The following is a 21,257-nucleotide window of genomic DNA, read 5'->3' on the forward strand; positions in this document are numbered from 1 at the left end:
GGATGACCGCCTTCGACGTCCGCCCGATCACCGATGACGAGCGGCGCAGCACGTTCGACCTGCTGCGCCGGGCCCTGCACAGTCCGCGTGTCACCGACGACCTGTGGGCCCGGGTGGGGGATTCCTGGCCCGCTGTGCACAAGTTCGGTGTGTTCGAGGGCGGGAGCCCGATCGGGATCGTCAGCGCCTTCGACACCGAGATCGCCGTTCCGGGTGGGCGGACGGTGCCGGTCGCCGCGGTGGAAGGCGTGGGTGTCCGGGCCGACCGGACGCGTCGCGGGGTGCTCAGCGCGATGATGGCCGCTCAGCTGGCGGACTTCGCCGCGCGCGGGGTGCCGCTGGCGGTCCTGCACGCCAGCGAACCGACGATCTACGGGCGGTTCGGCTACGGCTCGGCCGCGCTCGGCAAGGCCCTGCGGGTGACGCGGCCGGCGGCCCGGCTCCACGAGCGCGTCGCGACCGGGGGTGAGGTCCGGCTGCTCACGCCCGAGTCGGCGGTGCAGGAGATTTCCGCGTTGTACCGGCGGATCGGGCTGCACCGGCCGGGCATGATCGGGCGGCCGGAGCGGTGGTGGGCGATCGCGCACGACCGGCTCGTGGCCCCGGACAGCGAGCACCTCGTCGCCGTCCACAGTGGACCGGACGGCGACGACGGGTTCGTCGTGTACGCCACGATCAGCCGCCGCTCGCTCGACTCGCCGGACCACGGCGCAGTGCTGGACGTCCACGACCTGCACGCCGCCGATCCGGCCGCGCGGGCGGCGCTGTGGCGGTTCCTGCTGTCGGTGGACCTGGTGTCGGAGGTGCACGCGCGCCACCGCCCGGTCGACGAGCCGCTGGCCCTGCTGCTGACCGACCACCGGCACGCGGCCACGACCGCGGTCGAGGACGACCTGTGGCTGCGGCCGGTCGACGTCGCCGCGGCGCTGGCCGCCCGCACCTACCGCGCGGCCGCTCCGGTGGTGGTCGCGGTGACCGACCGGCTGCTGCCGGCCAACACCGGCCACTACGAAGTGGGCCCGGACGGCGCCCGGCGCACCGACGCCGCGGCGGACCTGGCCCTCGACGTCGACACGCTCGGGATGCTGTACCTCGGCCAGTGGAGCGCGACCGGGCTGGCGGAGGCGGGCCGGCTCGAAGTCCGTGACGCGGCTGCGGTGGCGCGGGCGGACGAGCTGTTCACCACGGTGGCGGCGCCGTGGTGCGGCACGCACTTCTAGACGCCGGGCAGGGCCTTGAGGAGCCGCTCGACGGAGTTGCCGAGGTTCCACCGCTCGGCGAGTTCGGCTACCCGCGCCGGGTCGGCCGGCGTGGCGGGGACGGTGTCGGGCCGCGACTGTTCCACCGGCGCGTCGACCGCCACCCGGACCACGGTCGGGGCGACGGCGAGGTAGTCGGCGGCGTCCTTGAGCCGCAGCCGGGTCTTGAGCGGGACCGCGGAGTCGCCGGATTCGGCGGCGGCCAGGAGGGCCTCCAGTGACCCGAACTGCGTGATGAGCTTGGCCGCGGTCTTTTCGCCGATGCCGGCCACGCCGGGCAGCCCGTCGGAGGGGTCGCCGCGCAGGGCGGCCATGTCCGCGTAGGCGGGCCCGGCGGTGTCGCGGGGCAGGCTGTAGCGCTCGGCGATCTCGGCCGGGCCCAGCACCTCGGCCTTGGCCCACCCCTTGCCGACGTAGATCACCGACGCGGGCGACGGCTCGGTCCGCACCAGCTGGAACAGGTCCCGGTCGCCGGTGATGACCTCGACCGGATCGCGCTTCTCGCGGGTGGCCAGCGCGCCGATGACGTCGTCGGCCTCGTAACCGGCGGCCTCGGCGGTGGCGAACCCGAACGCTTCGAGCAGGTCGAGGATGATCGGCACCTGCGGGGTGAGCGTGTCGGGCACGACTTCGACGTCGGGGCCGCTGCCGGTCTCCTCGGCGACGCGGTGCGCCTTGTAGCTGGGCAGCAGATCGGTGCGGAACTTCGGCCGCCAGTCGGCGTCCAGGCAGCAGACGAGCCGCGCGGGCCGCCGGTCGGTGAGGATCCGCGCGATCGTGTCGGCGAACCCGCGCACGGCGTTCACCTGCGTCCCGTCCGCGGCGCGCATGGAGTCGGGCAGGGCGAAGAAGGAGCGGAAGTACAGGCTCGCGGAGTCGAGCAGGGCAAGGGATCCGGTCACCCGCACAGCCTGCCACGCCCGGCACCGGGGGAGGTGACACGACGCACCCGGACAGTCGGTTCGCGCACCCAGGCGGGCCCGTCCTGGCCGCTCGACCCGCGCCGCTCGGCTCCGGCCGGGCGGGGGCGTCACCCGGCCCGGCATGTCGTGGCACCGGGCGCAGCCGGTGCCGTGGGCGCCCCACTAGGCTCGGCTTCATGTCGCGCCGATCCCTCCACACGCCTGCCCCCGATGCCGCTTCCCTTCGTGCCCGGCTGGACCGGGCCCGTGCCGCCGCGGCCGCCGCGAGCACCGATGCGCTGCTGATCGCGCCCGGCTCCGATCTGCGGTACCTGCTCGGGCAGGCCGGTGGGTCGTTCGAGCGGCTGACCACCCTCGTCGTCCCGGCCGAGGGCACACCCGCGCTGGTCGTGCCGAAGCTGGAGGCGCCCGGGTACGCCGACGTGCCCGTCGACGAGCTCGGCGTCGAACTGCTCACCTGGGTCGACGGCGACGACCCCTACAAGCTGGTCGCCGACCGGCTCGGCAAGCCGGGGCGGGTCGCCGTCAGCGACTTCACCCCGGCGCTGCACGTGCTGGCGCTGCGCGCCGCGCTCGGGACCGCCGAGCAGACCCTGGCCGGGCCGGTCGTGCGGGAACTGCGGATGCGCAAGGACGCCGCGGAGATCGCGTCGCTGCGGGAGGCCGGTGCGGCGATCGACCGGGTGCACGCCCGGGTGCACGAATGGCTGCGGCCCGGCCGCACCGAGGCCGAGGTCGGCGCCGACATCGCCGCGGCCATCGTCGAAGAGGGGCACGTGCAGGCCGACTTCGTGATCGTCGGGTCCGGCCCGAACGGGGCCAGCCCGCACCACGACGTCTCCGAGCGCGTCATCGAGAAGGGTGACGTCGTGGTCGTCGACATCGGCGGGCCGCTGCCGGCCGGCTACAACTCCGACTCCACCCGCACCTACGCCGTCGGCACGCCCCGCGACGCCGACGTCGCCGAGACCTACGCGGTGCTGCAGCGGGCGCAGGCCGCCGCCGTCGCGGCGGTCAAGCCGGGCGTGACCGCCGAGGCCGTCGACTCCGCCGCGCGGGAGGTCATCGCCGACGCCGGGTTCGGGGAGTACTTCATCCACCGCACCGGGCACGGCATCGGCCTGGACGTGCACGAGGAGCCCTACATCATCGCCGGGAACGCGCTGCCGCTGGAGCCGGGCATGGCCTTCAGCGTCGAGCCGGGCATCTACCAGCCGGGCCGGTGGGGCGCCCGGATCGAGGACATCGTGATCGTCACCGCCGAGGGTGCCGAGTCCGTCAACAACCAGCCGCACGAGCTCGTCGTGCTGGACGCATGACGCCCGGCGGCCTGGAGCCGCTGGACCAGTCGATCGTCCAGGAGCTCGCGGCGGACGGGCGGCGCAGCTTCACCGACCTCGCCGAGCGGGTCGGGCTGTCGGTGTCGGCGGTGCACCAGCGGGTGCGCCGCCTCGAGCAGCGCGGGGTCATCCTCGGCTACACCGCGCGGCTCGACGGCGAGCAGATCGGCCTGCCGCTGACGGCGCTGATCTCGCTCACGCCGAACGACCCGGCGGCGCCGGACGACTACCCGCAGCGGATCCAGCACATCAAGGAGATCGAGTCGTGCTACTCGGTCGCCGGCGACGAGTCCTACATCCTGCTGGTGCGCGTCCAGTCGCCGCTGGCGCTGGAGGACCTGCTGCGCCGGATCCGGGAGGCCGCGAAGGTGTCCACTCGCACGACGGTGGTGCTCTCTACGCCGTTCGAGGGACGTTCGCCGACGTTCTGACCCGGCGGACCGCCCGGTGACCGGGGCACTGGTACGGTAAAAGGTATGGCAACACGTAAGGTGACTCTTTCGCTGGACAGCGGGGCTCTGGAATTCGCCGAACGCGCCGCGAAAGCCCACGGAATCTCGGTGTCGTCCTGGCTGTCGAAGGCAGCCAGGCGGGAGGCGGTCCGCACGGGCTACACCCCGCAGAAGCCGGAACCGGCCGTCGCGGAATCGGACGAGGCCGAACGCCGTGCGGCGGAAAAGGATCTGCGTGCGCAGGGGTGAAGTCTGGACGTACCATCCCCCGACCGAACCGGCCCGGCAGCGCACGGTGGTGCTGCTGTCCTCGGACGGGGTGAACGAGTCCGAGCGGCCCTGGCTGCTCGGCACCGAACTGCTCGACCGCGACCCGATGGACATCCTCGGCGTGGCGATCGACGCCCGTTACTGGGTGTCGACGCTCAACCTGACCCGCCTGTACCGCCCGTGGTTCGACGAGCGGATCGCGGAGATCGACCAGGACGTCCAGGAGCGCATCGACATCGCCCTGCGGGCCGCCCTCGACCTCTGAAGCCCGCGGCCCAGACCGCGAAGGCGACGACGGCGAACGCCGCCCCGAGCACACTGGACCCGGCCCACCCGGCGACGGCGAACACGGCCGTCGTGGTGGTGGCGCCGAACGCGGAACCGAGCGCGTAGAAGATCATGTAGCCGCCGATGGCGCTGCTCGTGCGGTCCGGGTACGCCGTGGCCAGCAGGTGCTGGTTGCTCACGTGCACCGCCTGCACGGCGAAGTCGAGCACGACCACCCCGGCCGCGGCGAGCCACAGCGACCACGGCGCCTGCGCGGTGGCCAGCCACGACACGGTCAGCAGCGCAAGACCACCGCCGGTGACGGCCCGCGCGAACCCCGCGTCGGCCCAGCGTCCCGCGCGGGTGGCGCCGAGCGCGCCGACCAGCCCGGCGAGCCCGAACAACCCGGTCTGGGCCGGGCTCAGCCGCCAGGGCGCGGCCGAGAGCGGCAACGCCAGGCCGCTCCACAGCGTGCCGAACGAGGCGAACAGGAAGAACGCGATCACCCCGCGCGAGACGAACAAGCGCTCGCGGAACAGGCCGCCCAGGGACGTCAGCACATCCCGGTAGGAGGAGCCGCCGGGGCGCGGGTCGGGTGGGAGCGTCCGGAGCACCAGGGCCGCCAGCGTCACCAGCAGCCCGGCGAGGACGACGTACACGCTGCGCCAGCCCCATACCGTGGCCAGAGCGCCAGCCGCGACGCGCGCCCCGAGGATGCCGGCGACGACCCCGGAGGTCACCACGCCGAGCGTGCGGCCGCGGTCGCCGGGCGCGGCGAGGGCCGCGGCGTAGGCGACCGTCGTCTGCACGACGACCGCGAACAGGCCCGCGACGGCCACTCCGGCCAGCAGCATCCACGTCCGGGACGCGGCCGCGGCGAGGACCGCGCCGGCCGCCGTCAGCAGCAGGTGCCCGGCGATGAGCCGGCGACGGTCCACGAGGTCGCCCCACGGGACGAGCAGCGCCAGGCCCGCGAGGTAGCCGAGCTGGCCGGCCGCGACGATCCACCCCAGCTGCGCCTCGGGCACACCCAGCTCGGCGCCGATCTCGGCCAGCACGGGCTGGGCGGCGTAGATGCCGGCCACGGCCACCGCGCACACCGCGGCGAGCATTGCTGTCCGGTTCATGGCACCCCCATCAGTAGCAGATTGCAACTGATTCGACGGTACGGCAGAATGGTTTCAAACAGCAACTCTTCTGGAGGCGCGGTGCCCGAGACCTGGACCGACCCGGCGTGCCCGGTGGCGCGCACCCTCGACCTCGTCGGGGACCGGTGGAGCCTGCTCATCGTCCGCGACGCGATGGACGGCGCCCGGGCGTTCACCGACTTCCAGCAGCGCACCGGCATCGCCCGCAACATCCTCACCGACCGGCTCCGCCGCCTGGTCGACCGCGGCATTCTCGACCGCCAGGCCGCCCCCTCGGGCCGGCGGCCGGTCTACACGCTCACCCCCGCCGGGCGCGACCTGTTCACGGTCGTCGTCGCCCTGCGGCAGTGGGGCGAACGCCACGCCTTCGCCCCCGGCGAGGCCCACTCGGTCCTCGTCGATGAACAGGGCGTCCCGCTGCCGCGGCTGACACCGCTCGGCACGTCAGGCACCCCTGTCGGTCCGGACACGACCACGGTGCGCAAGGCCGGCTGACGTAACCGACCTTCGGGGTCAGCGGGCGATGACCTCCGGGGCCGCGTGGAGCTTGCCGTCCGCGCCGGCCAGGCAGGAGGCGTTGCCGTCCTTGGCCGCGATGAACTCCGTCAGGCAGTTGGCGATCGCCGTGTGGCCGGCGGTGTTGGGGTGGAACGACTCCTGCAGCGCGTGGCCGGCGCGCTCGGCCTGGCCGAGGTCGGCCAGCTGCAGCGTCAGCCGGGTGAACCACTCCGTCGCCGGGTTCGCGCCGCCGCTGCACGCCTCGTGCTTGACCCCCGCCTTGGCCAGGTCCAGGAACCGCGCGCCGGTCTGCTGGGCCGCGGCCTTCAGGCCCGAGGACAGCACGCCGATGCCGGTCTGGGCGATCCAGCGCAGGTCTTCGGTGCGGAACGGGCAGCCGTTGAGGCTGCGCAGGTCTTCCGGCAGGTCCGGGCCGATCGGTGCCGCGTAGGACTGCAGGATCAGCTGGTAGTCCGCCGGGACGTACCCGGCGGCGGCCAGCACCTTCTTCACGTCCGACACCGCGGTGGCCACCTTCGGCACCATCGCGTCCACTTTGGACTGCCAGGTCTGCTTCAACGCGTCGCTGCACGACGGGCCGCCGGGGTTGAACCACGCCTTGAAGCACTCGGTGACCTGGTTGGAGAACTTCGGCTCGTCGTTGGCGCCCACCGCGATCACCACCGCGGCCACCCGGTGGTCCTTCACCAGCGTCGCCAGCTGCTGCGCCTGCGAACCTTCGGTCCACTGCTTGACGTCGCCGAGCGCGACCTGCTCGGCGGGCGCGCCGGAACAGCCGAGGTTCACGTGCGCGGTGACACCCGGCACGGCGATCTTCTCGACGAACGCGTTGGGGGAGCGGTGGCACCAGTTGCCGCCCTGGCCGTTGGTGGCGGCAGTGTACTGCCCGGCGCCTTCCCCGGACACGGTGCTGTCACCGAGCGCGACGACGGTGAGCGGGCCGGTGCCGGGTGGCCCCGGCCGCGGCTGCGGTTGCCCCGGCCGGCTTTCGGAGCCGAAAAAGACGAAGAACCCGGCCAGCAGGGCCACACACGCGAGGACGAGGGCTCCCCAGTACCACCGAAGGCGTCGCATCGCCCCCGATTCTACGGACCGGGTGATCGACTCCCGCTCCGGATACCGTGCGTCACGAAAGCCAGGTCCGCACCAGCCGGACGAGCGACTCCGCCAGCGTCGCCGCGTCGATCGCCCGGTCGCGCCGCCAGTGCCGGACCTGCTCGGCCGCCAGTGCCGCGAGCAGGACGTCCGCGGCGATCTCGGCGCCGGCCGCGCCGCCGGACTCGAGCAGGTGCCGGCAGTGCTGCCGCCACAGCGTGTGGGCGCCGGTCCGGAACCGGGCGCCGGTCGTGGCGGTCTCCGAGAGCAGGACGAGGTCCAGCTGCCGGTCCAGGAAGTCCAGGTAGGCCTCGACGAACGCGCCGAGCCGGTCCCCGGGCGCCGCGCCCGGGCCCAGCGGCGGCGGGCCGGTGAGGATCCGCTCCTGCAGTTCGCGTTCCCGCTGGTCGAGCAGGGCCATGGCGAGGCCGCCCTTGTCGCCGAACCGGCGGTAGAGCGTGCCCTTGCCGACGCCGGCGGCGCCCGCGACGTCGTCCATGGTGACCGCGTCGACCCCGCGTTCGGCGAAGAGCGCTTCGGCGGCTTCCAGGACGCGGATCCGGTTGCGGGCCGCGTCCGCCCGCTCGCGGACGGGCGCGCCGAGGACCGGCAGCTCGGCCGGCGTTGACGAAGCGGACTGCGGTCCGCTACGGTTGGAGGACATAAGCGGACTCTAGTCCGATTCTCTGTCCGGCGGAAGCCGACACCCTTCGAGGAGCTTCGAGATGCCTGATCTGCTGCACATTTCTGCCTCCCCACGTGGGGAGGAGTCCCGGTCGCTGCGCCTGGCAGCTACTTTCCTGGACACCTACCGCAGCCAGCACCCGGACGCCGACGTCGACGAATGGGATCTCTGGGACGGCTCCCTGCCCGCCTTCGGCCCGGCTGCCGCCCGCGCCAAGATGACGGTCTTCGGCGGCGGCACCCCGCAGGGCGAGGAGGCCGAAGCCTGGACGGCGGCGCAGGCCGCGTTCGCCCGCTTCGACGCCGCCGACCGGATCCTGTTCAGCGTCCCGATGTGGAACTCCGGCGTGCCGTACGTGCTCAAGCAGTTCGTCGACGTCGTCTCCCAGCCGGGCTGGATCTTCGGCGTCGACCCGGTCGCCGGCTACCGGCACCTCCTGCAGGGCCGCGGCAAGCGCGCCGCGGTCATCTACACCAGCGCGGTGTGGGGCCCCGGCCTCGGCCCGGAGTTCGGCGCGGACTTCCAGGCGCCGTTCTTCACCGGCTGGCTGAACTGGACCGGCATCGAGGACGTCACCGAGATCCGCTGCCACCCCACCCTGACCGGCGACGCCGAAGAGACCGGCCGCGTCGCCGCCGAAGCCGCCCGCGACATCGCCAAGACGTTCTGAAAGGACCACCCATGACCGACACCATCGACCGCGACGCCGTCCGCGCCGGCCTCGCCGCCGGCGACCTCGTCCTCGTCGACGCGCTCCCGGAGACCTACTACACGACCCGGCACCTGCCCGGCGCGATCAACCTCGTCGCCGACGACGTCCCGGCCAAGGCCGCGGACCTCCTGCCGGACAAGGCCGCCGCGATCGTCACCTACTGCTCCAACCCCGCCTGCGCCAACAGCGGCCAGGTCGCCGCGCAGCTGGAACGGCTGGGCTACACCAACGTCCGCAAGTACGCCGCGGGCATCGAAGACTGGGTGGAGCACGGGCTGCCGACCGAAAGCGGTCAGCCCGCCTGAGTCAGGTCCGTGGCCGCCGCCAGCCCGGCCGCGACGCCCGCGATCGCCGGCACCGCCGGGTTGTCGTTGCCCGGCAACCACACCAGCTCCGTGCGGGCGACATCGCCGTCCAGCGGCACGAACACCACGCCCGTGCGGCGGAGGCTGTGCGACGAGCGGGCCAGCCGGGTCACCCCCACCCCCGCCGCGACCAGGCCCAGCAGGCCCTGCACGGTCGTGGCCCGCTGCACCACCCGCGGGGTGAAGCCGGCGGCGGCGAAATCGGCGTCGTAGCTGCGGTGCCACGGCTCCCAGCTGGTGCGCGGGGTCAGCACCCACGGTTCGCCGGCCAGGTCGGCCAGCTTCAGCGACGCCCGCCCGGCCAGCGGGTGCTCCGCGGGCAGCACCGCGCACACCTCTTCGGTCAGCAACGTCCGGGACACCAGGTCCTCGACCAGCGGCGGCCGGGTGAACGCCAGGTCGAACCGGCCCTCGCGCAGGCCGGCGACGAGCTCGGCGATCGACGCCTCGGCCGTCGTGACCGTGAGGTCGGGGAACCGCTCCCGCACCGCGCGGACCACCGGCGGCAGCAGGTAGTTCGCCGTCGTGGCGAGGAAGACGAGCCGGACGTCGCCGATCTCGCCGCGCACCGCCCGCCCGAGCGTCGCCACGGCTTCGTCGGCGCGGGCCAGGACCGCGCGGGCCTCGGGCAGGAACAGCCGTCCCACAGCGGTCAGCCGGGCCCCGCGCGGGTCCCGTTCGAACAACCGCGCGCCCAAGACGCGCTCCAGCACGGTGATCTGCTGCGACAGCGACTGCTGCGCGATGTGCAGCCCGGCGGCGGCACGCGTGAAGCTCGTTTCGTCGGCGACGGCGACGAAGTAGCGAAGCTGCCGCAGCTCGGGGGTCACAGGCTCAGACTGTAGCGGCGGCAGGACATCGGTGTTGGCCCGCCGGCGGTGATCGTCTCCAGGATGGAAGGGAGGAAACCACCGGGAGGACACGGAAATGACGAACACCGACGGCCGCGTGTGGCTGATCACCGGCTGCTCCGCCGGCTTCGGCCGGGAGATCGCGCTGGCCGCGCTCGCCGCGGGCGACCGCGTGCTGGCCACCGCCCGCCGGCCGGAAACCCTGGCCGGGCTCCGGGACCGCGGCGGCGACCGGATCCGCACCGCGGCCCTGGACGTCACCGACACCGGGCAGATCGACGCCGCGGTGAAGACCGCGCTCGAGGAGTTCGGCCGGATCGACGTCGTGGTCAACAACGCCGGCAACGGCTCGGTCGGCGCGGTCGAAGAACTCACCATGGACGAACTGCGCGCCCTGATGGAGGTCATGTTCTTCGGCGCGGTCGCGGTCACCAAGGCCGTGCTGCCGCACCTGCGGGCCCAGGGCAGCGGCACGGTCGTGCAGATCAGCTCGATGGGCGGCCAGTTGTCCATGCCGGGCTTCGGCGCCTACTGCGCGACGAAGTTCGCCCTGGAAGGCATCTCCGAGGCACTCGCCGCCGAGGTGGCGCCGTTCGGGGTGAAGGTGCTGATCGTCGAGCCCGGCGCGTTCCGCACCGAGTTCGGCGGCGGCCGGATGCACCGCTCCCGCACGATCGAGGCCTACGCGGTGTCGACCGGCGGCACGCGCGAAGCGGTCGAGAACATGGACGGCACCCAGTCCGGCGACCCGGCCAAGGCGGCCGCGGCGATCGTCCGCGCGGTCGGCAGCGACGACGCTCCGCTGCGGCTCGCGCTGGGCGCGGACGCCGTCGAAGCGATCCGCGCCCACCACGAGGCCGTCGCGGCGGACCTGGCCGCCTGGGAAGAGGCCAGCCGGGCCACCGCGCTGGACTAAGTCTCAGGACTGCGGGTCCTGCAGCACGCCGAGGACGTTGCCGTCGGGGTCGGTGAAGGTCGCCACCAGGCGCCCGTTGCCGACGTCCTTCGGCTCGTCCTTGACCTTCCCGCCCGCCGCGGTCACCTCGGCGAGCTTCGCCTCGATGTCGGTGACGTGCCAGTACGTCACCGGCCCGGTCATGCCCTGCTGCGCGCCGTTGGGCACCAGCCCGATGTGCTGGCCCTCGGCGTCGTAGCCGACGTAGTAGGGCGCGTCGGCCTGCGGCTCGGTGCCCAGCAGGGCGGTGTAGACGGCCTTGGCCGCGGCCAGGTCGGTGACGGGGTGCAGGACGGTCTTGATCCCCTGGGTGCTCATCTTCGGTGCTCCTGAAGTCGTGGTCTGCGGTACGCCGGCAACGCTATGCCCGGCCCGCTGACCAGCGCTTCTCGATTCCTGATCGGTTGGCTCCGGTCAGTCGAGCAGCGCCGTGAGCACCCCGTCGAGCAGCCGGACCCGGCGGTCGGCGATGCGGTGGACCTCTTCGTCGTGGGTCGCCACGATCACCGCCGCGCCCTCCGAAGCGCAGCGGCGCAGCAGCCGCAGCACCCGCGGGGTCGAACCGGCGTCCAGGTGAGCGGTCGGCTCGTCGGTCAGCAGGACCCGTGGCCGGCCGGCGACCGCGCGGGCCAGCGCCACCCGCTGCTGCTGGCCGAACGACACCTCCAGGGGGTAGCGGTCGCCCAGCTCGCCGATGCCCAGCTCGGTCAGCAGCTCGGTGACCCGCCCGGCGATCGCCGGCGCCGAGGGGCGCGGCACGTCCGAGCGCAGGCGCAGCGGCAGGGCGACGTTCTCCGCGATCGTCAGCTCGTTGGCCAGCCCGAGCGCCTGCGGCAGCACCGCGCACGTGTGCCACGACGGCGCGCCGCTGATCGGCACGCCGTCCAGCAGCACACAGCCGGAGTCGGGGGAGTCGAACCCGCACAGCAGCGCCAGCAGCGCGCTCTTGCCCGACCCCGACCGGCCCGACACCGTCACCAGCTCACCGGCGCCGACGCGCAGCTCCAGCCCGCGCAGCACCTCGATGTCCCCGCTGGGGTGGGCGAAACTGCGGCGCAGCCCGACGGCTTCCACCAGTGTCATGGCAGCGGCTCCCGTTCTTCGATGCCGTCGAGGGCGCCCTTGTGCAGCCGGGCCACCCGCGCGCCGAGGTCGATGAGGCGTTCGTCGTGCGAGGCGACCAGCACCGCGAAGTCCTGGTCCACCAGGTACCGCAGGGTGTCCAGCACCAGGTCGGCCGACGCCTCGTCCAGCTGCGACGTCGGCTCGTCGGCCAGGATCACCGTCGAACGCGCGGCCAGCACGCACCCGAACGCCAGCCGCTGCTGCTGCCCGCCCGACAGCGCCGAGATCTTCCAGCCGCCGGTGCCGTGCAGGCCCAGCTGCCCGAGGATGTCCTCGGCGTTGCACTCGACGCCGGCGGCCTCGGCCGCGGCGTGCAGGTTCTCCGCCACGGTCAGGTAGCCCAGCAGGTTGTCGGCCGGATTCTGGAACACCAGCCCCAGGTGGTGCCGCCGCAACGCCCGCCGCTCCCGGTGCTTGAGCTTGCGGACGTCGGCGCCCTGGAACGTCAGCGTGCCGCGCGCGGGCTGCTCGAACAGCCCCAGCACCCGCAGCAGCGTCGACTTCCCCGACCCCGACGGCCCGGCGAGCACGGTCATCCCGCGCGCGGGCACGTCGAGGCTGACGTCGTCGACCCCGGTGACGACCCCGGCCGGGGTCTGGTAGTCCACGCCGATGCCGCGCAGGGAAAAGATCGGTTTCTCAGGCACGGATCAGCTCCGCGGTCCGGGCGGTGCGCACCGAGCGCACCGCGATCCAGCCGGCCAGCGCGACCACCGCCACGCCGACCAGCACGACGGTCAGCACGAACGGCAGCGGATCGGGCAGTTCCGAGCGTGGCGCGAGGAACGTCGCCGGGTCGAACCGCGGCACCGACAACCCCGCCACCGACACCCCGCACGCGACCCCGACGACGATCGCCAGCCCGCTCAGCGCACCCAGCTCCATCAGGTGACTGGCCAGCAGCGTCCGCGGTCGCATGCCCATCCGCAGCACCAGCGCCCCGGCCAGCGCGTTCTGCCGCCGCCGGACCTCGACCGCCACCAGCAGCGCCAGGATCGCCACCACCCCGAGCACCGCACCCAGCAGCGCCACGAACGTGAACGTCCACGACACCACGAAGAACGGCAGACCGTCCAAAGCGGACTCGCGGCTGATCCGGTTCGGGATGAACACCCCCGCCGCGCGCAATGCGGCGGTCGCGTCCGCCATCGGGGACGTCGTCAGCACGCTCCACTTCGGAATGCCGTCCAGCTGCGCGCGGCCGAGCACCGTGCGCGAGACGACGTAACCGGGGGAGGTGCCGATCATCGGGAACACCGGCAGATCACCGGCGACGACCGCGTCGGGCAGCCCATCGGGGAGCTTGCTGTCCTGTTTGGCGGTGTGCCCGACCCGGATCACCGGCGTGCCCCGCGGGTCCGGCTGGGAGATCTTCCGCAGCAGCCCGGCCAGGTCGCCGGTGGGGACGCGGTCCACCGCCGCGCCGCGGGCGAACGTCGCCGGGTCGACCACCAGCACCACGCTGCCGGTCCCGGTCAGCTCGCCGACCACCGTGCTGGTCCCGGCCAGCGACGCGGGCATCGCCACGTCACCCATGCCGATCGGGCTGTCGGTGTCGAGGCGGGCGTTGCTGCCGACGAAGATCGCCGACTTGGTGTCCAGGGCCTCCTCCTGGCCGTCGGCGATACCGATGCCGGTGGCCAGCGTCCCGATCGCCAGGGTGCCGATGACCAGCACCCCGGTCACCGGGGCGCGGGCGCCGGCCAGCCGCCGGATCGCCAGCTGCAGCGCCGGGCGCGACCAGAACCGGGCCCGGTGCGAGGCGTGCAGCGCCAGCCACGCCAGCCGCGCGGTCAGCAGGCCGACGGTCAGCACCACGAACACCGGGTAGGTCAGCGCCAGCGGATCCACCTGCGGCAGCGGGTTGCCCAGCCGCGACGTCGTGCCGTAGTGCGCCAGCCGCGTCCACCCCAGCCACGCCATCCCCGCCGTCGCCAGCTCCCACGGGAAGTACCCCAGCAGCCGCACCCGCCGCGCGCCGCGGCGCACCCGGCCCAGCTCGAACTCCCGGTGCGCCCGCACCGCCACGACCAGCGCCAGCAACGCCAGCGACACCACCAGCGTCCCCGCCGCGACCCCGGCGGCGCGCAGCACGGCCCCCGGATCGGGCGCGCCCGGTGGCCCGTACACCCCGAGCAGCAGCCGCGCCGCGACCGCACCGGCCGCGCCGCCGAGCAGGATCGGCAGGCCCAGCTCCGCCACGGCGAGGCCGCCGAGCGCCGCCGGGCCGCTGCCGCGCGCGGACAGCAGCCGCAGCTGGGCGTGGCGCCGCTGGTACCACTGCAGCGCGACCGTGCCGAGGCCGGCGCAGCCGACCAGGACGCTGATCAGCGCCAGCGGCAGGATCGAGACGAACACGTTGTCCTGCGCCTGGCGGGCGATCTGCACCGAGCGCTCGAACGTCGGGACGTCGGCGGCCACCAGCGCACCGCGCCCCTGGGCGGTCAGGTCGGCGCGGACGTCGGCGACGAGGTCGCGGCTGCGCTGCAGCAGGTCCTCCGCGGCGCTGAGGGTGGCCGGCGGCGGCTCGTAGAACGAGATGTGGAAGTACTGCATCGTCGGCAGGCCGATCGCGGTGATCGCGTCGTCGAAGGTCTTGCGGTCGGTGGCGAACACGATCGAGTCGATCGGGTCGTCGACCAGCCGGTCGATCACCGCGCCGGACTGCTGGGAGCACCACCACCGCGGCGGCGGGTCGAGCAGGTCGCGGTAGATCCCGGTGACCGGCGACAGCGCGGCGCCCGCGATGCTCGGCTTCGCCCCGACCCCGATGTGCTCGGCGTCGGCCACGACGTTGCCCAGCCACAAACCCGGCGCGCGCGTGCCCTGCTGCAGCGTCAGGTTGTCCAGGCCGGCCTGGTCGCGGTAGGCGAGGCGGATCTTGTAGTGCGGGTCGCCGTTGAACTCGGTGCCGCGCAGCACGGTGGTGTACTGGCTGACCACCGGCGTGCCGAACCCGTGCGCGGCGGCGTGCCGCTGGACCGCGCCGGTCAGCACCGGGATGTCCTGGACCTTGATGTTGCCCTTGCCGAACATCGGGCCGTAGCTGTCGGGGCAGGTGATCCCGGTCTGGTAGCTCACGGCCGCGCCGCCGGCGGCGGACGCCTGCAGGACCGCGGCCGTGCCGAGGAAGCAGGCCAGCAGTGAGGTCACGGCCGCCACGACGAGGGTCAGCGGGCTGGAGAGGGCGGCCTTCGGGGCCGCCCGCCACGGCTTGGTCACTCTGCGTTGTCCAATCTTCCCCCACATCACCCGCATGGCCGCAGACGCTACCGGCAGACCGGAACAGTTGGAACGTTTTTGTCACGATCGTTGCTCACTTTGTGTGTTCGCCCCCGGTTTCGCGCCCGACCAACCGGCACCGCCATCCGGCCGGTTTAGTGGTCTAGACCTTGACGAGCAGATTGGTCTGATCCAATCCTGGGGTGGTCCCGCCGTGCACCGCCGCCGCACGGCTTCCCCGCCCGGCACTGGAGCGCAGATGCGTCGACGCAGACCGTTCGCCCGAATGTCCGTTTTCCTGGCCCTGACCGCCGTTTCGGCCGGCACCCTGGTCGCCGCGGCCGGCACCGCCCAGGCCGCCACCCCGCTGCCCAGCCACGTCTTCGCGCCCTACTTCGAAGCCTGGACCGGCGAAAGCCCGGCCGCGCTGGCGCAGCAGTCCGGGGCCAAGCACCTCACCATGGCGTTCATCCAGGCCGCCACCAAGGGCTCGTGCACCGTCTACTGGAACGGCGACACCGGCATGCCGATCGCCAACAGCACCTTCGGCGCCGACATCGCCACGATCCGCTCCCGCGGCGGCGACGTCATCCCCTCCTTCGGCGGCTACACCGCCGACAACACCGGCACCGAGATCGCCGACAGCTGCACCAACGTCGACTCCATCGCCGCGGCCTACGAATCGGTGATCACCACCTACGACGTCCCCCGGCTCGACATGGACATCGAGGACAACTCGCTGACCAACTCCGCCGGGATCGACCGCCGCAACAAGGCCATCAAGAAGGTCGAGGACTGGGCCGCCGCCTCCGGTCGCTCCCTGCAGATCTCCTACACGCTGCCCACGACCACCCAGGGGCTCGCCGACAGCGGCCTCGCCGTGCTGCGCAACGCCGTCTCCAACGGCACCCGCGTCGACGTGGTCAACCTGATGACCTTCGACTATTACGACAACGCCGCCCACCAGATGGCCACCGACACCCAGACCGCCGCGAGCGGCCTGGTCTCCCAGCTCGGCTCCCTCTACCCGGGCAAGACCCAGGCGCAGCTGTGGGCCATGGTCGGGGTCACCGAGATGATCGGCGTCGACGACTTCGGCCCCGCCGAGACGTTCACCACGTCCGACGCCAACACCGTCTACAACTGGGCCGTCGCCAAGGGCATCAACACCCTGTCGTTCTGGGCGCTGCAGCGCGACAACGGCAGCTGCCCCGGTGGCGCCGCCGCGGACAACTGCTCCGGCATCGCCCAGGACACCTGGTTCTTCAGCCACGCCTTCGAACCCTTCACCGGCGGCACCTCCGTGCCCGGCAACGACTTCTCCCTCGCGGCGAACCCCGCGTCGGCCTCGGTCGACCCGGGCGGCTCGGCCACGGCCATGGTCAGCACCGCGGTCACGTCCGGGTCCGCCCAGCAGGTGACGCTCTCGGTCACCGGCGCCCCCGCCGGCGTCACCGCGTCCGTCAGCCCGGGCTCGGTGACCGCGGGCGGCAGCGCCACGCTGTCGGTCAGCACCACCGCGGCCGCCGTCCCCGGCGTCTACCCCCTCACCGTCACCGGCGCCGCGGCCTCCGGCAGCCACAGCGCCACCTTCACCCTCACCGTCAAGGGCACCCCGCCCGCGGGCGGGGTCGTCAACGGCGGCTTCGAAAGCGGCGCGCTGAGCCCGTGGAGCGCCCCCGGCGACGCGGTCGTCGCCTCCCCGGCGCACTCGGGCACCCACGCGCTGCAGGTCACGCCCACCGCGTCGGCCACCGGCGAAGCCGCGCAAAACGTGACGCTCGCGCCGAACCACTCCTACACCCTCACCGCGTGGGTGCAGGGCAGCTATGCCTACGTCGGCGTCCGCGGCGGTGCCACCGCCAGCGCGTGGACCTCCGGCAGCGGCTGGACGAAGCTGTCGGTGCCCTTCACCACCGGCGCCTCGGGCGCGGTGACGGTGTACGTCCACGGCTGGTACGGCCAAAGTGCCGTCTACGCCGACGATTTCGCCATCGGCTGACCCGGCGGCGCACGCTTTCGGCGGCGGCCCGGTTGGGCAAGACGGAGGTTGGCCGGGCCGCCGCGGGCGGAAAGACTGCGCGGGGAAGATCTTCCGCCCCCGCGAGGAGGAACCGATGCCGCACATCCCGCTCGACCCGCAGCTGCCCGGGATCCGGTCGCTGATGGCCTTCCGGCCCGAGACCGCCGTCCCGCTCAACCACCTGGCGCAGACCCTCCTGCGCGGCCCGAGCAGTCTCACGGTCGGCGAGCGCGAGCTGATCGCGGCGGTGGTGTCCAACGGCAACGAGTGCCGCTTCTGCCACGGCAGCCACGCCGCCGCCGCGGCCGAGACCCTCGACGGCGGCCGCGCGGTGGTCGACGCGGCCTGCGCCGGCGTCGACGACGCGCCGGTGGGGGAGAAGCTCAAGGCCCTGCTGCGGATCGCGCTCGCGGTCCGCGAAACCGGCCGCGCCGTGACGCCCGAGCTGATCGCGGCCGCCCGCGCGGAAGGCGCGACCGACGTCGAACTGCACGACACGGTCCTGATCGCCGCGGCGTTCTGCATGTACAACCGCTACGTCGACGGCCTCGCCACGGTGGCTCCGGAGGACCCGGCCGCCTACGACCAGATCGGGAAGGTGCTGGCCGCCGAAGGCTACGGCCGCTGACCGCTCCTGCGCCGCACGGACGGAACGCCTACTGCAGCACCGCGATCGGCAGGATGACCAGCTCACCGCGGTCGGCCCGCCACGCCTGGCTCTTGCCGAGGCACCGCGCGTTGAACGGGCCCTCCGGTACCTCCTTGCGGCGCAGGTGGCCGTCGTGGCAGGCCACCCGCACCCGGGCGTCGTGCGCGCCGATCCGCGCGTGCAGCACGACTTCGTCGCCGGACTCCTCGGCGACGGTGAACCGGCCCTGCACCACGACGTACCCGTCGTGCACTTCGGACAGCAGCGGTGACCGCGTCCGGCGCCACGCCCGGTCGCCCTGCACCACCCCGGCCGGCAGGTCGGCGTGCACGACGCCGTGCTGGTCCTCCAGCGACTTCAGCGCCAGGCCCAGCAGCGTGTTCGCGGTGACGTGCACGTCGTAGCTCGTCTCCGTCTCGTGCCCGCGGTTGGCGCCGTGGCCGAGCTTGAACCACTGGCTGGTGAACCCGAACGAGCCGTCGGTGTTGCGCTTGACGAACTCCCGGACGGTCTTCTCCGCGATGTCGCCGTAGCCGCCCTGCTGGCAGATCTCGATCACCCGGGGCTCGTCCAGGTAGAACGGCAGGCCGGGCAGGATCACCGGGCTGCTGCGGCGCAGCAGCCCGGTCACCAGCACCACCAGCGTCAGCACCGCGGCCAGCGCGGTCACCACCCAGAGCCAGCCCCACCAGCCCAGCACCGACCACAGCATCGCCCTATCGGCATCCACGAAGCTCCTTCACCGCCTCTGTCAACGAATCCGCGTTGCCGTCGACGACCCGGCCGCCGGTCGCGGCGGCGACCCGGGCCAGCTCGGCCTGGTTGGCCTCGCCGAATCCGATCGCGTACGTCGGTCCGGCGTCGTGCCGTCCGGCAAGGAACGCGTCCAGGCCCGGGCCGGCGTTGTTCTCGCCGTCGGTCATCAGCACGATCGCCGCCCCCGGCCGCGCGACCCGGTACGCCCGCTCGAGCGCGGCCCAGATCGCCGTGCGCGGCCGCAGGTCCGCCGACGCCACCACCGCCTGCAGCCCGTCGGCGTCCTCGCGGCGCGACACCGTGACCGTGCGCTCCTCCAGCACCTCGCCGGCGAACCGGAGGATCGTCACGCTCTCGCCGACGGAGAACCGGTCGAAGCCGTTCAGCGCGGCGAACGCCCGGCGCAGGGCCGCCACCCGCGGGCCGGCCATGGACAGCGAGTAGTCCAGCACGAAGATCACCTGCCGCGCGGTGCCCGCGCGGTCGTAGGCCTGCAGCAGCCGGTCGAGGACCTCCTGGCGGTCCGGGAAGTACAGCGGGTTCCCGATCGGCGCCGCGAGCGGGCCCGTGCGCGGCACCGCCGGATCGGCCGGGCGCCGGAACGTCCGGTCCATGATCGCCCGCTGCGCCGGCGGCGCACGCAGCCACTGCACGACCTTGTCGTAGGCGGCCCGTTTGGCCGGGTCCAGCAGGATCAGCGGGTAGTCCGCCAGCACGATCCCGTCCCGCGGGTAGACGACGCTGAGGGGTTCCCGTAACCGGCCGGACGCGTTGAGCGCCAGGACCGTGGCCTCCGGCGCGACGAGGCCGCCGGTGTCGTCTTGGCGGCGCACGTACTCCCCGGCGACGTCGGGCGCGCCGAACGCCCGGCCCGCGAGAAAGCCCTGGATCCGGTCGCACCGGACGTCCTCCGGGCGCAGCGCGGCGCCGGTTCCGGCCGCCGCGGTGGCCACGCCGACCAGGGCGGCCAGCCCGCTGCCGGAGACGTGCGGATCCGCCATGCCGTAGCGCAGCTCGCCGCCGGCGGCCCGGTCGGCGATGTCCGCCCACGTCGGCTGCGCGCCCAGCTTCGCCGCCTCGGCCGCCTTCACGCCGAGCACCAGCGGCGACAGCATGATCGACGTCGCCGTCCCCGCCCCGGCGCCGCGCAGCCGCAGGAACCGGGCGGTCGGCAGCCAGGCGAGGTCGTGGTCCGCGGGCGCCGCCAGCGTGTCCCGGTAGTCCATGACCAGCTCGACCCCGGTGTCGCGGCGCAGATCCGCCAGCACCGGACCCAGGTCGGCGAGTTCGCCCGCGGCCAGCACGGTCAGCTTCTGTTCGGCCGGCCCACTGGGGCTGCACGCGGCGAGCAGGAGGAGCAGCACCAGCGCCGCCCTCACCACCGGCAGTCCCCGAGCTCGTCGATCAGCCGCCGGAACTGGGCGTCCTTCGGCAGCCAGCCCTCGGTGTCGGTGGTCGCGGTCGCCGGCTCCGGGATGTGCCGCTGCGCCAGGTACCCGGCGAAGCCGAACTGGGCGGTGTCGGCCGAGTACACGTGGAAGCCCAGCTCCACGGCGCGGCGCCGCAACCCGGGGTCGGACATCAGCAGCGCCCCGATGGCGTCGCCCTCCGGGCTGAACGAGATCAGGTCCGGCGCGGTCTCGTGCTGGGCGCTGGGGTACACCAGCACCCGGTCGGTGTCGAGGCCGAGGCCGTTGTCGAGGCGCCGGTTCTGGTAGGTGAGGTACTGGTGCTCGTAGATCACCGCCACCGTCGCGAAACTGCGGCCCTCCGGCACGAAGAACTTCGGCGCCATGTCGTCGTTGTGCTGGCCCTCGGCGTCCAGCACCGGCTTGATCCCGCGGGCCTGCTCGGTCGCTTCGGCTTCCGTGGCCGCCGGGTGCCCGTACTGTGCGAAGGCGACCAGACCGGCGTACGCCGCGCCCGAGTAGCTGCGGCACGGGTCGGGGGACTGGACGAGCAGCCGGTTCGCGCTGAGCCGCGGGTCGTAGTCCTGCCAGCGCTTCCCGCCGGTGACGAGCGTCAGCAGCTTGTCCATGTCGACGCTGTAGTACAGCGGCTTGTCCCCGGGGTATTGGGGCCGGGCCACCTGCGCGGTCACGAGCGCCTGCGCGTAGTCGCGGAAGGTGGCGAGCACGAGCGGGGTGAAGAACGGCCGGTACCCGGCCGCGTGCTTGCCCCGGCGGCGGTCGTAGACGCGCTTGCCCGCGGCCTGCCCGGAGGGGAACACGAACTGGTAGCTGTCGAGGTCGGCGGCCTCGGCCAGCTCGAACGACCCGGCCGGGGTGACCTGCACCTGGTAGCCGTGGCTCAGCAGGATCCGCTTGACCTGCTCGTCGGCGAAGAAGTCCCGCTTGGACGCGATCATCGCCCGCACCACGGTGATGTGCTGCAGCGGCCCGGTGACGTGCCCGGCGAAGAGCAACGCGACGAACCCGAGCACGAACACCCCGGCCGGCGGCACGAACCAGGACAGGAAGCGCCGTCGCGTGTCGACGACGCGGAACTTCGGTTCCTCCACCCCGGCCCCCTCGGATTCGTCCCGGGACATCTAACGAGAGGGTGCCGGGCACCGGCCACGGCATCGGCCCGAATCAGACCGAACGGACGAGCGGTGGTGGCTGTCCGTGCACGCGGAAGC

At 73.3% G+C, this 21,257-nt stretch carries 23 protein-coding genes; 11 read left to right on the forward strand and 12 right to left on the reverse strand.

The genetic code is table 11. The annotated features are described in order from the left end of the window. The first annotated feature begins 2 nt into the window (after positions 1–2). Positions 3–1,220, forward strand: a complete 1,218-nt coding sequence (locus AB0M93_RS05550; protein WP_364268687.1) for a GNAT family N-acetyltransferase — start codon at positions 3–5, stop codon at positions 1,218–1,220. Here AB0M93_RS05550 and AB0M93_RS05555 read toward each other — a convergent pair. Further along, positions 1,217–2,161, reverse strand: coding sequence for a 5'-3' exonuclease (locus AB0M93_RS05555; protein ID WP_364268688.1), 945 nt, complete (start codon positions 2,159–2,161; stop codon positions 1,217–1,219). The genes AB0M93_RS05550 and AB0M93_RS05555 overlap by 4 nt on opposite strands. Positions 2,162–2,358: 197 nt before the next feature. Between AB0M93_RS05555 and AB0M93_RS05560 the strand changes: the two genes are divergently transcribed. Genes AB0M93_RS05560 through AB0M93_RS05575 form a run of 4 tightly spaced genes read left to right on the forward strand, consistent with a single transcriptional unit; the run spans position 2,359 to position 4,509 of the window. After that, a complete protein-coding gene (locus AB0M93_RS05560) occupies positions 2,359–3,501 on the forward strand; it encodes a Xaa-Pro peptidase family protein (protein ID WP_364268690.1) in 1,143 nt (380 codons plus the stop codon). Beyond that, the gene (locus AB0M93_RS05565) at positions 3,498–3,953 is read left to right on the forward strand and encodes an Lrp/AsnC family transcriptional regulator (protein WP_003092399.1); all 456 of its coding nucleotides are present in this window, start codon (positions 3,498–3,500) and stop codon (positions 3,951–3,953) included. Before AB0M93_RS05560 ends, AB0M93_RS05565 begins: the two co-directional genes overlap by 4 nt. Before the next feature lie 45 nt (positions 3,954–3,998). Then, positions 3,999–4,223 (forward strand): hypothetical protein, encoded by a 225-nt coding sequence (locus tag AB0M93_RS05570; RefSeq protein WP_364268692.1) that lies wholly within the window; start codon positions 3,999–4,001, stop codon positions 4,221–4,223. Beyond that, entirely contained in the window at positions 4,210–4,509 is a 300-nt protein-coding gene (locus AB0M93_RS05575; protein WP_003092405.1) for a hypothetical protein, read from the forward strand. The genes AB0M93_RS05570 and AB0M93_RS05575 overlap by 14 nt, the downstream gene beginning before the upstream one ends. Here the strand turns inward: AB0M93_RS05575 and AB0M93_RS05580 are convergent. Beyond that, positions 4,400–5,638, reverse strand: coding sequence for an MFS transporter (locus tag AB0M93_RS05580; protein ID WP_364268693.1), 1,239 nt, complete (start codon positions 5,636–5,638; stop codon positions 4,400–4,402). The two genes, AB0M93_RS05575 and AB0M93_RS05580, sit on opposite strands and share 110 nt — an antisense overlap. Before the next feature lie 48 nt (positions 5,639–5,686). On the opposite strand from AB0M93_RS05580, the gene AB0M93_RS05585 reads away from it, so the two are divergent. Then, the gene (locus tag AB0M93_RS05585; protein WP_364268695.1) at positions 5,687–6,154 is read left to right on the forward strand and encodes a helix-turn-helix domain-containing protein; all 468 of its coding nucleotides are present in this window, start codon (positions 5,687–5,689) and stop codon (positions 6,152–6,154) included. An 18-nt stretch (positions 6,155–6,172) separates the two neighbouring features. Here the strand turns inward: AB0M93_RS05585 and AB0M93_RS05590 are convergent, their stop codons facing one another. Beyond that, complete coding sequence (locus AB0M93_RS05590; RefSeq protein ID WP_364268697.1) at positions 6,173–7,252, reverse strand: GDSL-type esterase/lipase family protein; 1,080 nt, start codon at positions 7,250–7,252, stop codon at positions 6,173–6,175. Between the two features lie 52 nt (positions 7,253–7,304). Then, entirely contained in the window at positions 7,305–7,937 is a 633-nt protein-coding gene (locus AB0M93_RS05595) for a helix-turn-helix domain-containing protein (protein WP_364268699.1), read from the reverse strand. 61 nt (positions 7,938–7,998) lie between these two features. Between AB0M93_RS05595 and AB0M93_RS05600 the strand changes: the two genes are divergently transcribed. Next, the gene (locus AB0M93_RS05600; RefSeq protein ID WP_364268701.1) at positions 7,999–8,628 is read left to right on the forward strand and encodes an NAD(P)H-dependent oxidoreductase; all 630 of its coding nucleotides are present in this window, start codon (positions 7,999–8,001) and stop codon (positions 8,626–8,628) included. A gap of 11 nt (positions 8,629–8,639) precedes the next feature. Beyond that, positions 8,640–8,975, forward strand: a complete 336-nt coding sequence (locus AB0M93_RS05605; RefSeq protein ID WP_364268703.1) for a rhodanese-like domain-containing protein — start codon at positions 8,640–8,642, stop codon at positions 8,973–8,975. On the opposite strand, the gene AB0M93_RS05610 is transcribed toward AB0M93_RS05605, so the two are convergent. Beyond that, positions 8,963–9,865, reverse strand: coding sequence for a LysR family transcriptional regulator (locus AB0M93_RS05610; protein ID WP_364268705.1), 903 nt, complete (start codon positions 9,863–9,865; stop codon positions 8,963–8,965). The two genes, AB0M93_RS05605 and AB0M93_RS05610, sit on opposite strands and share 13 nt — an antisense overlap. 97 nt (positions 9,866–9,962) lie before the next feature. Here AB0M93_RS05610 and AB0M93_RS05615 point away from each other — a divergent pair, with 97 nt between their 5' ends. Further along, positions 9,963–10,802, forward strand: a complete 840-nt coding sequence (locus AB0M93_RS05615; RefSeq protein WP_364268707.1) for an oxidoreductase — start codon at positions 9,963–9,965, stop codon at positions 10,800–10,802. Positions 10,803–10,805: 3 nt separating this feature from the next. On the opposite strand, the gene AB0M93_RS05620 is transcribed toward AB0M93_RS05615, so the two are convergent. The 4 genes from AB0M93_RS05620 to AB0M93_RS05635 form a co-directional block, all read right to left on the reverse strand. Beyond that, entirely contained in the window at positions 10,806–11,159 is a 354-nt protein-coding gene (locus tag AB0M93_RS05620) for a VOC family protein (RefSeq protein WP_364268708.1), read from the reverse strand. A gap of 96 nt (positions 11,160–11,255) precedes the next feature. Next, entirely contained in the window at positions 11,256–11,924 is a 669-nt protein-coding gene (locus AB0M93_RS05625) for an ATP-binding cassette domain-containing protein (RefSeq protein ID WP_364268710.1), read from the reverse strand. Then, entirely contained in the window at positions 11,921–12,613 is a 693-nt protein-coding gene (locus tag AB0M93_RS05630; RefSeq protein WP_364268712.1) for an ATP-binding cassette domain-containing protein, read from the reverse strand. Before AB0M93_RS05630 ends, AB0M93_RS05625 begins: the two co-directional genes overlap by 4 nt. After that, positions 12,606–15,188: an FtsX-like permease family protein gene (locus AB0M93_RS05635; RefSeq protein WP_364268714.1), complete on the reverse strand. Its 2,583-nt coding sequence runs from the start codon at positions 15,186–15,188 to the stop codon at positions 12,606–12,608. The genes AB0M93_RS05630 and AB0M93_RS05635 overlap by 8 nt, the downstream gene beginning before the upstream one ends. Positions 15,189–15,474: 286 nt before the next feature. Between AB0M93_RS05635 and AB0M93_RS05640 the strand changes: the two genes are divergently transcribed. Together AB0M93_RS05640 and AB0M93_RS05645 are read left to right on the forward strand one after the other, a co-directional pair. Then, positions 15,475–17,190, forward strand: a complete 1,716-nt coding sequence (locus AB0M93_RS05640) for a glycosyl hydrolase family 18 protein (protein WP_364268716.1) — start codon at positions 15,475–15,477, stop codon at positions 17,188–17,190. Positions 17,191–17,305: 115 nt separating this feature from the next. After that, positions 17,306–17,839, forward strand: a complete 534-nt coding sequence (locus AB0M93_RS05645) for a carboxymuconolactone decarboxylase family protein (RefSeq protein ID WP_364268718.1) — start codon at positions 17,306–17,308, stop codon at positions 17,837–17,839. A 28-nt stretch (positions 17,840–17,867) separates the two neighbouring features. Here AB0M93_RS05645 and AB0M93_RS05650 read toward each other — a convergent pair whose 3' ends face one another. Genes AB0M93_RS05650 through AB0M93_RS05660 form a run of 3 tightly spaced genes read right to left on the reverse strand, consistent with a single transcriptional unit; the run spans position 17,868 to position 21,167 of the window. Further along, the gene (locus AB0M93_RS05650; RefSeq protein WP_364268720.1) at positions 17,868–18,590 is read right to left on the reverse strand and encodes a hypothetical protein; all 723 of its coding nucleotides are present in this window, start codon (positions 18,588–18,590) and stop codon (positions 17,868–17,870) included. Continuing rightward, positions 18,577–19,998 (reverse strand): VWA domain-containing protein, encoded by a 1,422-nt coding sequence (locus AB0M93_RS05655; RefSeq protein ID WP_364268722.1) that lies wholly within the window; start codon positions 19,996–19,998, stop codon positions 18,577–18,579. The genes AB0M93_RS05650 and AB0M93_RS05655 overlap by 14 nt, the downstream gene beginning before the upstream one ends. After that, complete coding sequence (locus AB0M93_RS05660) at positions 19,992–21,167, reverse strand: hypothetical protein (RefSeq protein WP_364268724.1); 1,176 nt, start codon at positions 21,165–21,167, stop codon at positions 19,992–19,994. Before AB0M93_RS05660 ends, AB0M93_RS05655 begins: the two co-directional genes overlap by 7 nt. Positions 21,168–21,257: the final 90 nt, after the last annotated feature.

Origin of the sequence: Amycolatopsis sp. NPDC051102, assembly GCF_040682815.1 — a bacterium.
Lineage (GTDB): Bacteria > Actinomycetota > Actinomycetes > Mycobacteriales > Pseudonocardiaceae > Amycolatopsis.

Coding starts and splice junctions, on each gene's coding strand:
- AB0M93_RS05550 (WP_364268687.1), top strand. CDS start 3: ATGACCGCCTTCGACGTCCGCCCGATCACCGATGACGAGCGGCGCAGC.
- AB0M93_RS05560 (WP_364268690.1), top strand. CDS start 2,359: ATGTCGCGCCGATCCCTCCACACGCCTGCCCCCGATGCCGCTTCCCTT.
- AB0M93_RS05565 (WP_003092399.1), top strand. CDS start 3,498: ATGACGCCCGGCGGCCTGGAGCCGCTGGACCAGTCGATCGTCCAGGAG.
- AB0M93_RS05570 (WP_364268692.1), top strand. CDS start 3,999: ATGGCAACACGTAAGGTGACTCTTTCGCTGGACAGCGGGGCTCTGGAA.
- AB0M93_RS05580 (WP_364268693.1), bottom strand. CDS start 5,638: ATGAACCGGACAGCAATGCTCGCCGCGGTGTGCGCGGTGGCCGTGGCC.
- AB0M93_RS05585 (WP_364268695.1), top strand. CDS start 5,687: ATGGTTTCAAACAGCAACTCTTCTGGAGGCGCGGTGCCCGAGACCTGG.
- AB0M93_RS05590 (WP_364268697.1), bottom strand. CDS start 7,252: ATGCGACGCCTTCGGTGGTACTGGGGAGCCCTCGTCCTCGCGTGTGTG.
- AB0M93_RS05595 (WP_364268699.1), bottom strand. CDS start 7,937: ATGTCCTCCAACCGTAGCGGACCGCAGTCCGCTTCGTCAACGCCGGCC.
- AB0M93_RS05600 (WP_364268701.1), top strand. CDS start 7,999: ATGCCTGATCTGCTGCACATTTCTGCCTCCCCACGTGGGGAGGAGTCC.
- AB0M93_RS05605 (WP_364268703.1), top strand. CDS start 8,640: ATGACCGACACCATCGACCGCGACGCCGTCCGCGCCGGCCTCGCCGCC.
- AB0M93_RS05615 (WP_364268707.1), top strand. CDS start 9,963: ATGACGAACACCGACGGCCGCGTGTGGCTGATCACCGGCTGCTCCGCC.
- AB0M93_RS05620 (WP_364268708.1), bottom strand. CDS start 11,159: ATGAGCACCCAGGGGATCAAGACCGTCCTGCACCCCGTCACCGACCTG.
- AB0M93_RS05625 (WP_364268710.1), bottom strand. CDS start 11,924: ATGACACTGGTGGAAGCCGTCGGGCTGCGCCGCAGTTTCGCCCACCCC.
- AB0M93_RS05640 (WP_364268716.1), top strand. CDS start 15,475: ATGTCCGTTTTCCTGGCCCTGACCGCCGTTTCGGCCGGCACCCTGGTC.
- AB0M93_RS05645 (WP_364268718.1), top strand. CDS start 17,306: ATGCCGCACATCCCGCTCGACCCGCAGCTGCCCGGGATCCGGTCGCTG.
- AB0M93_RS05660 (WP_364268724.1), bottom strand. CDS start 21,167: ATGTCCCGGGACGAATCCGAGGGGGCCGGGGTGGAGGAACCGAAGTTC.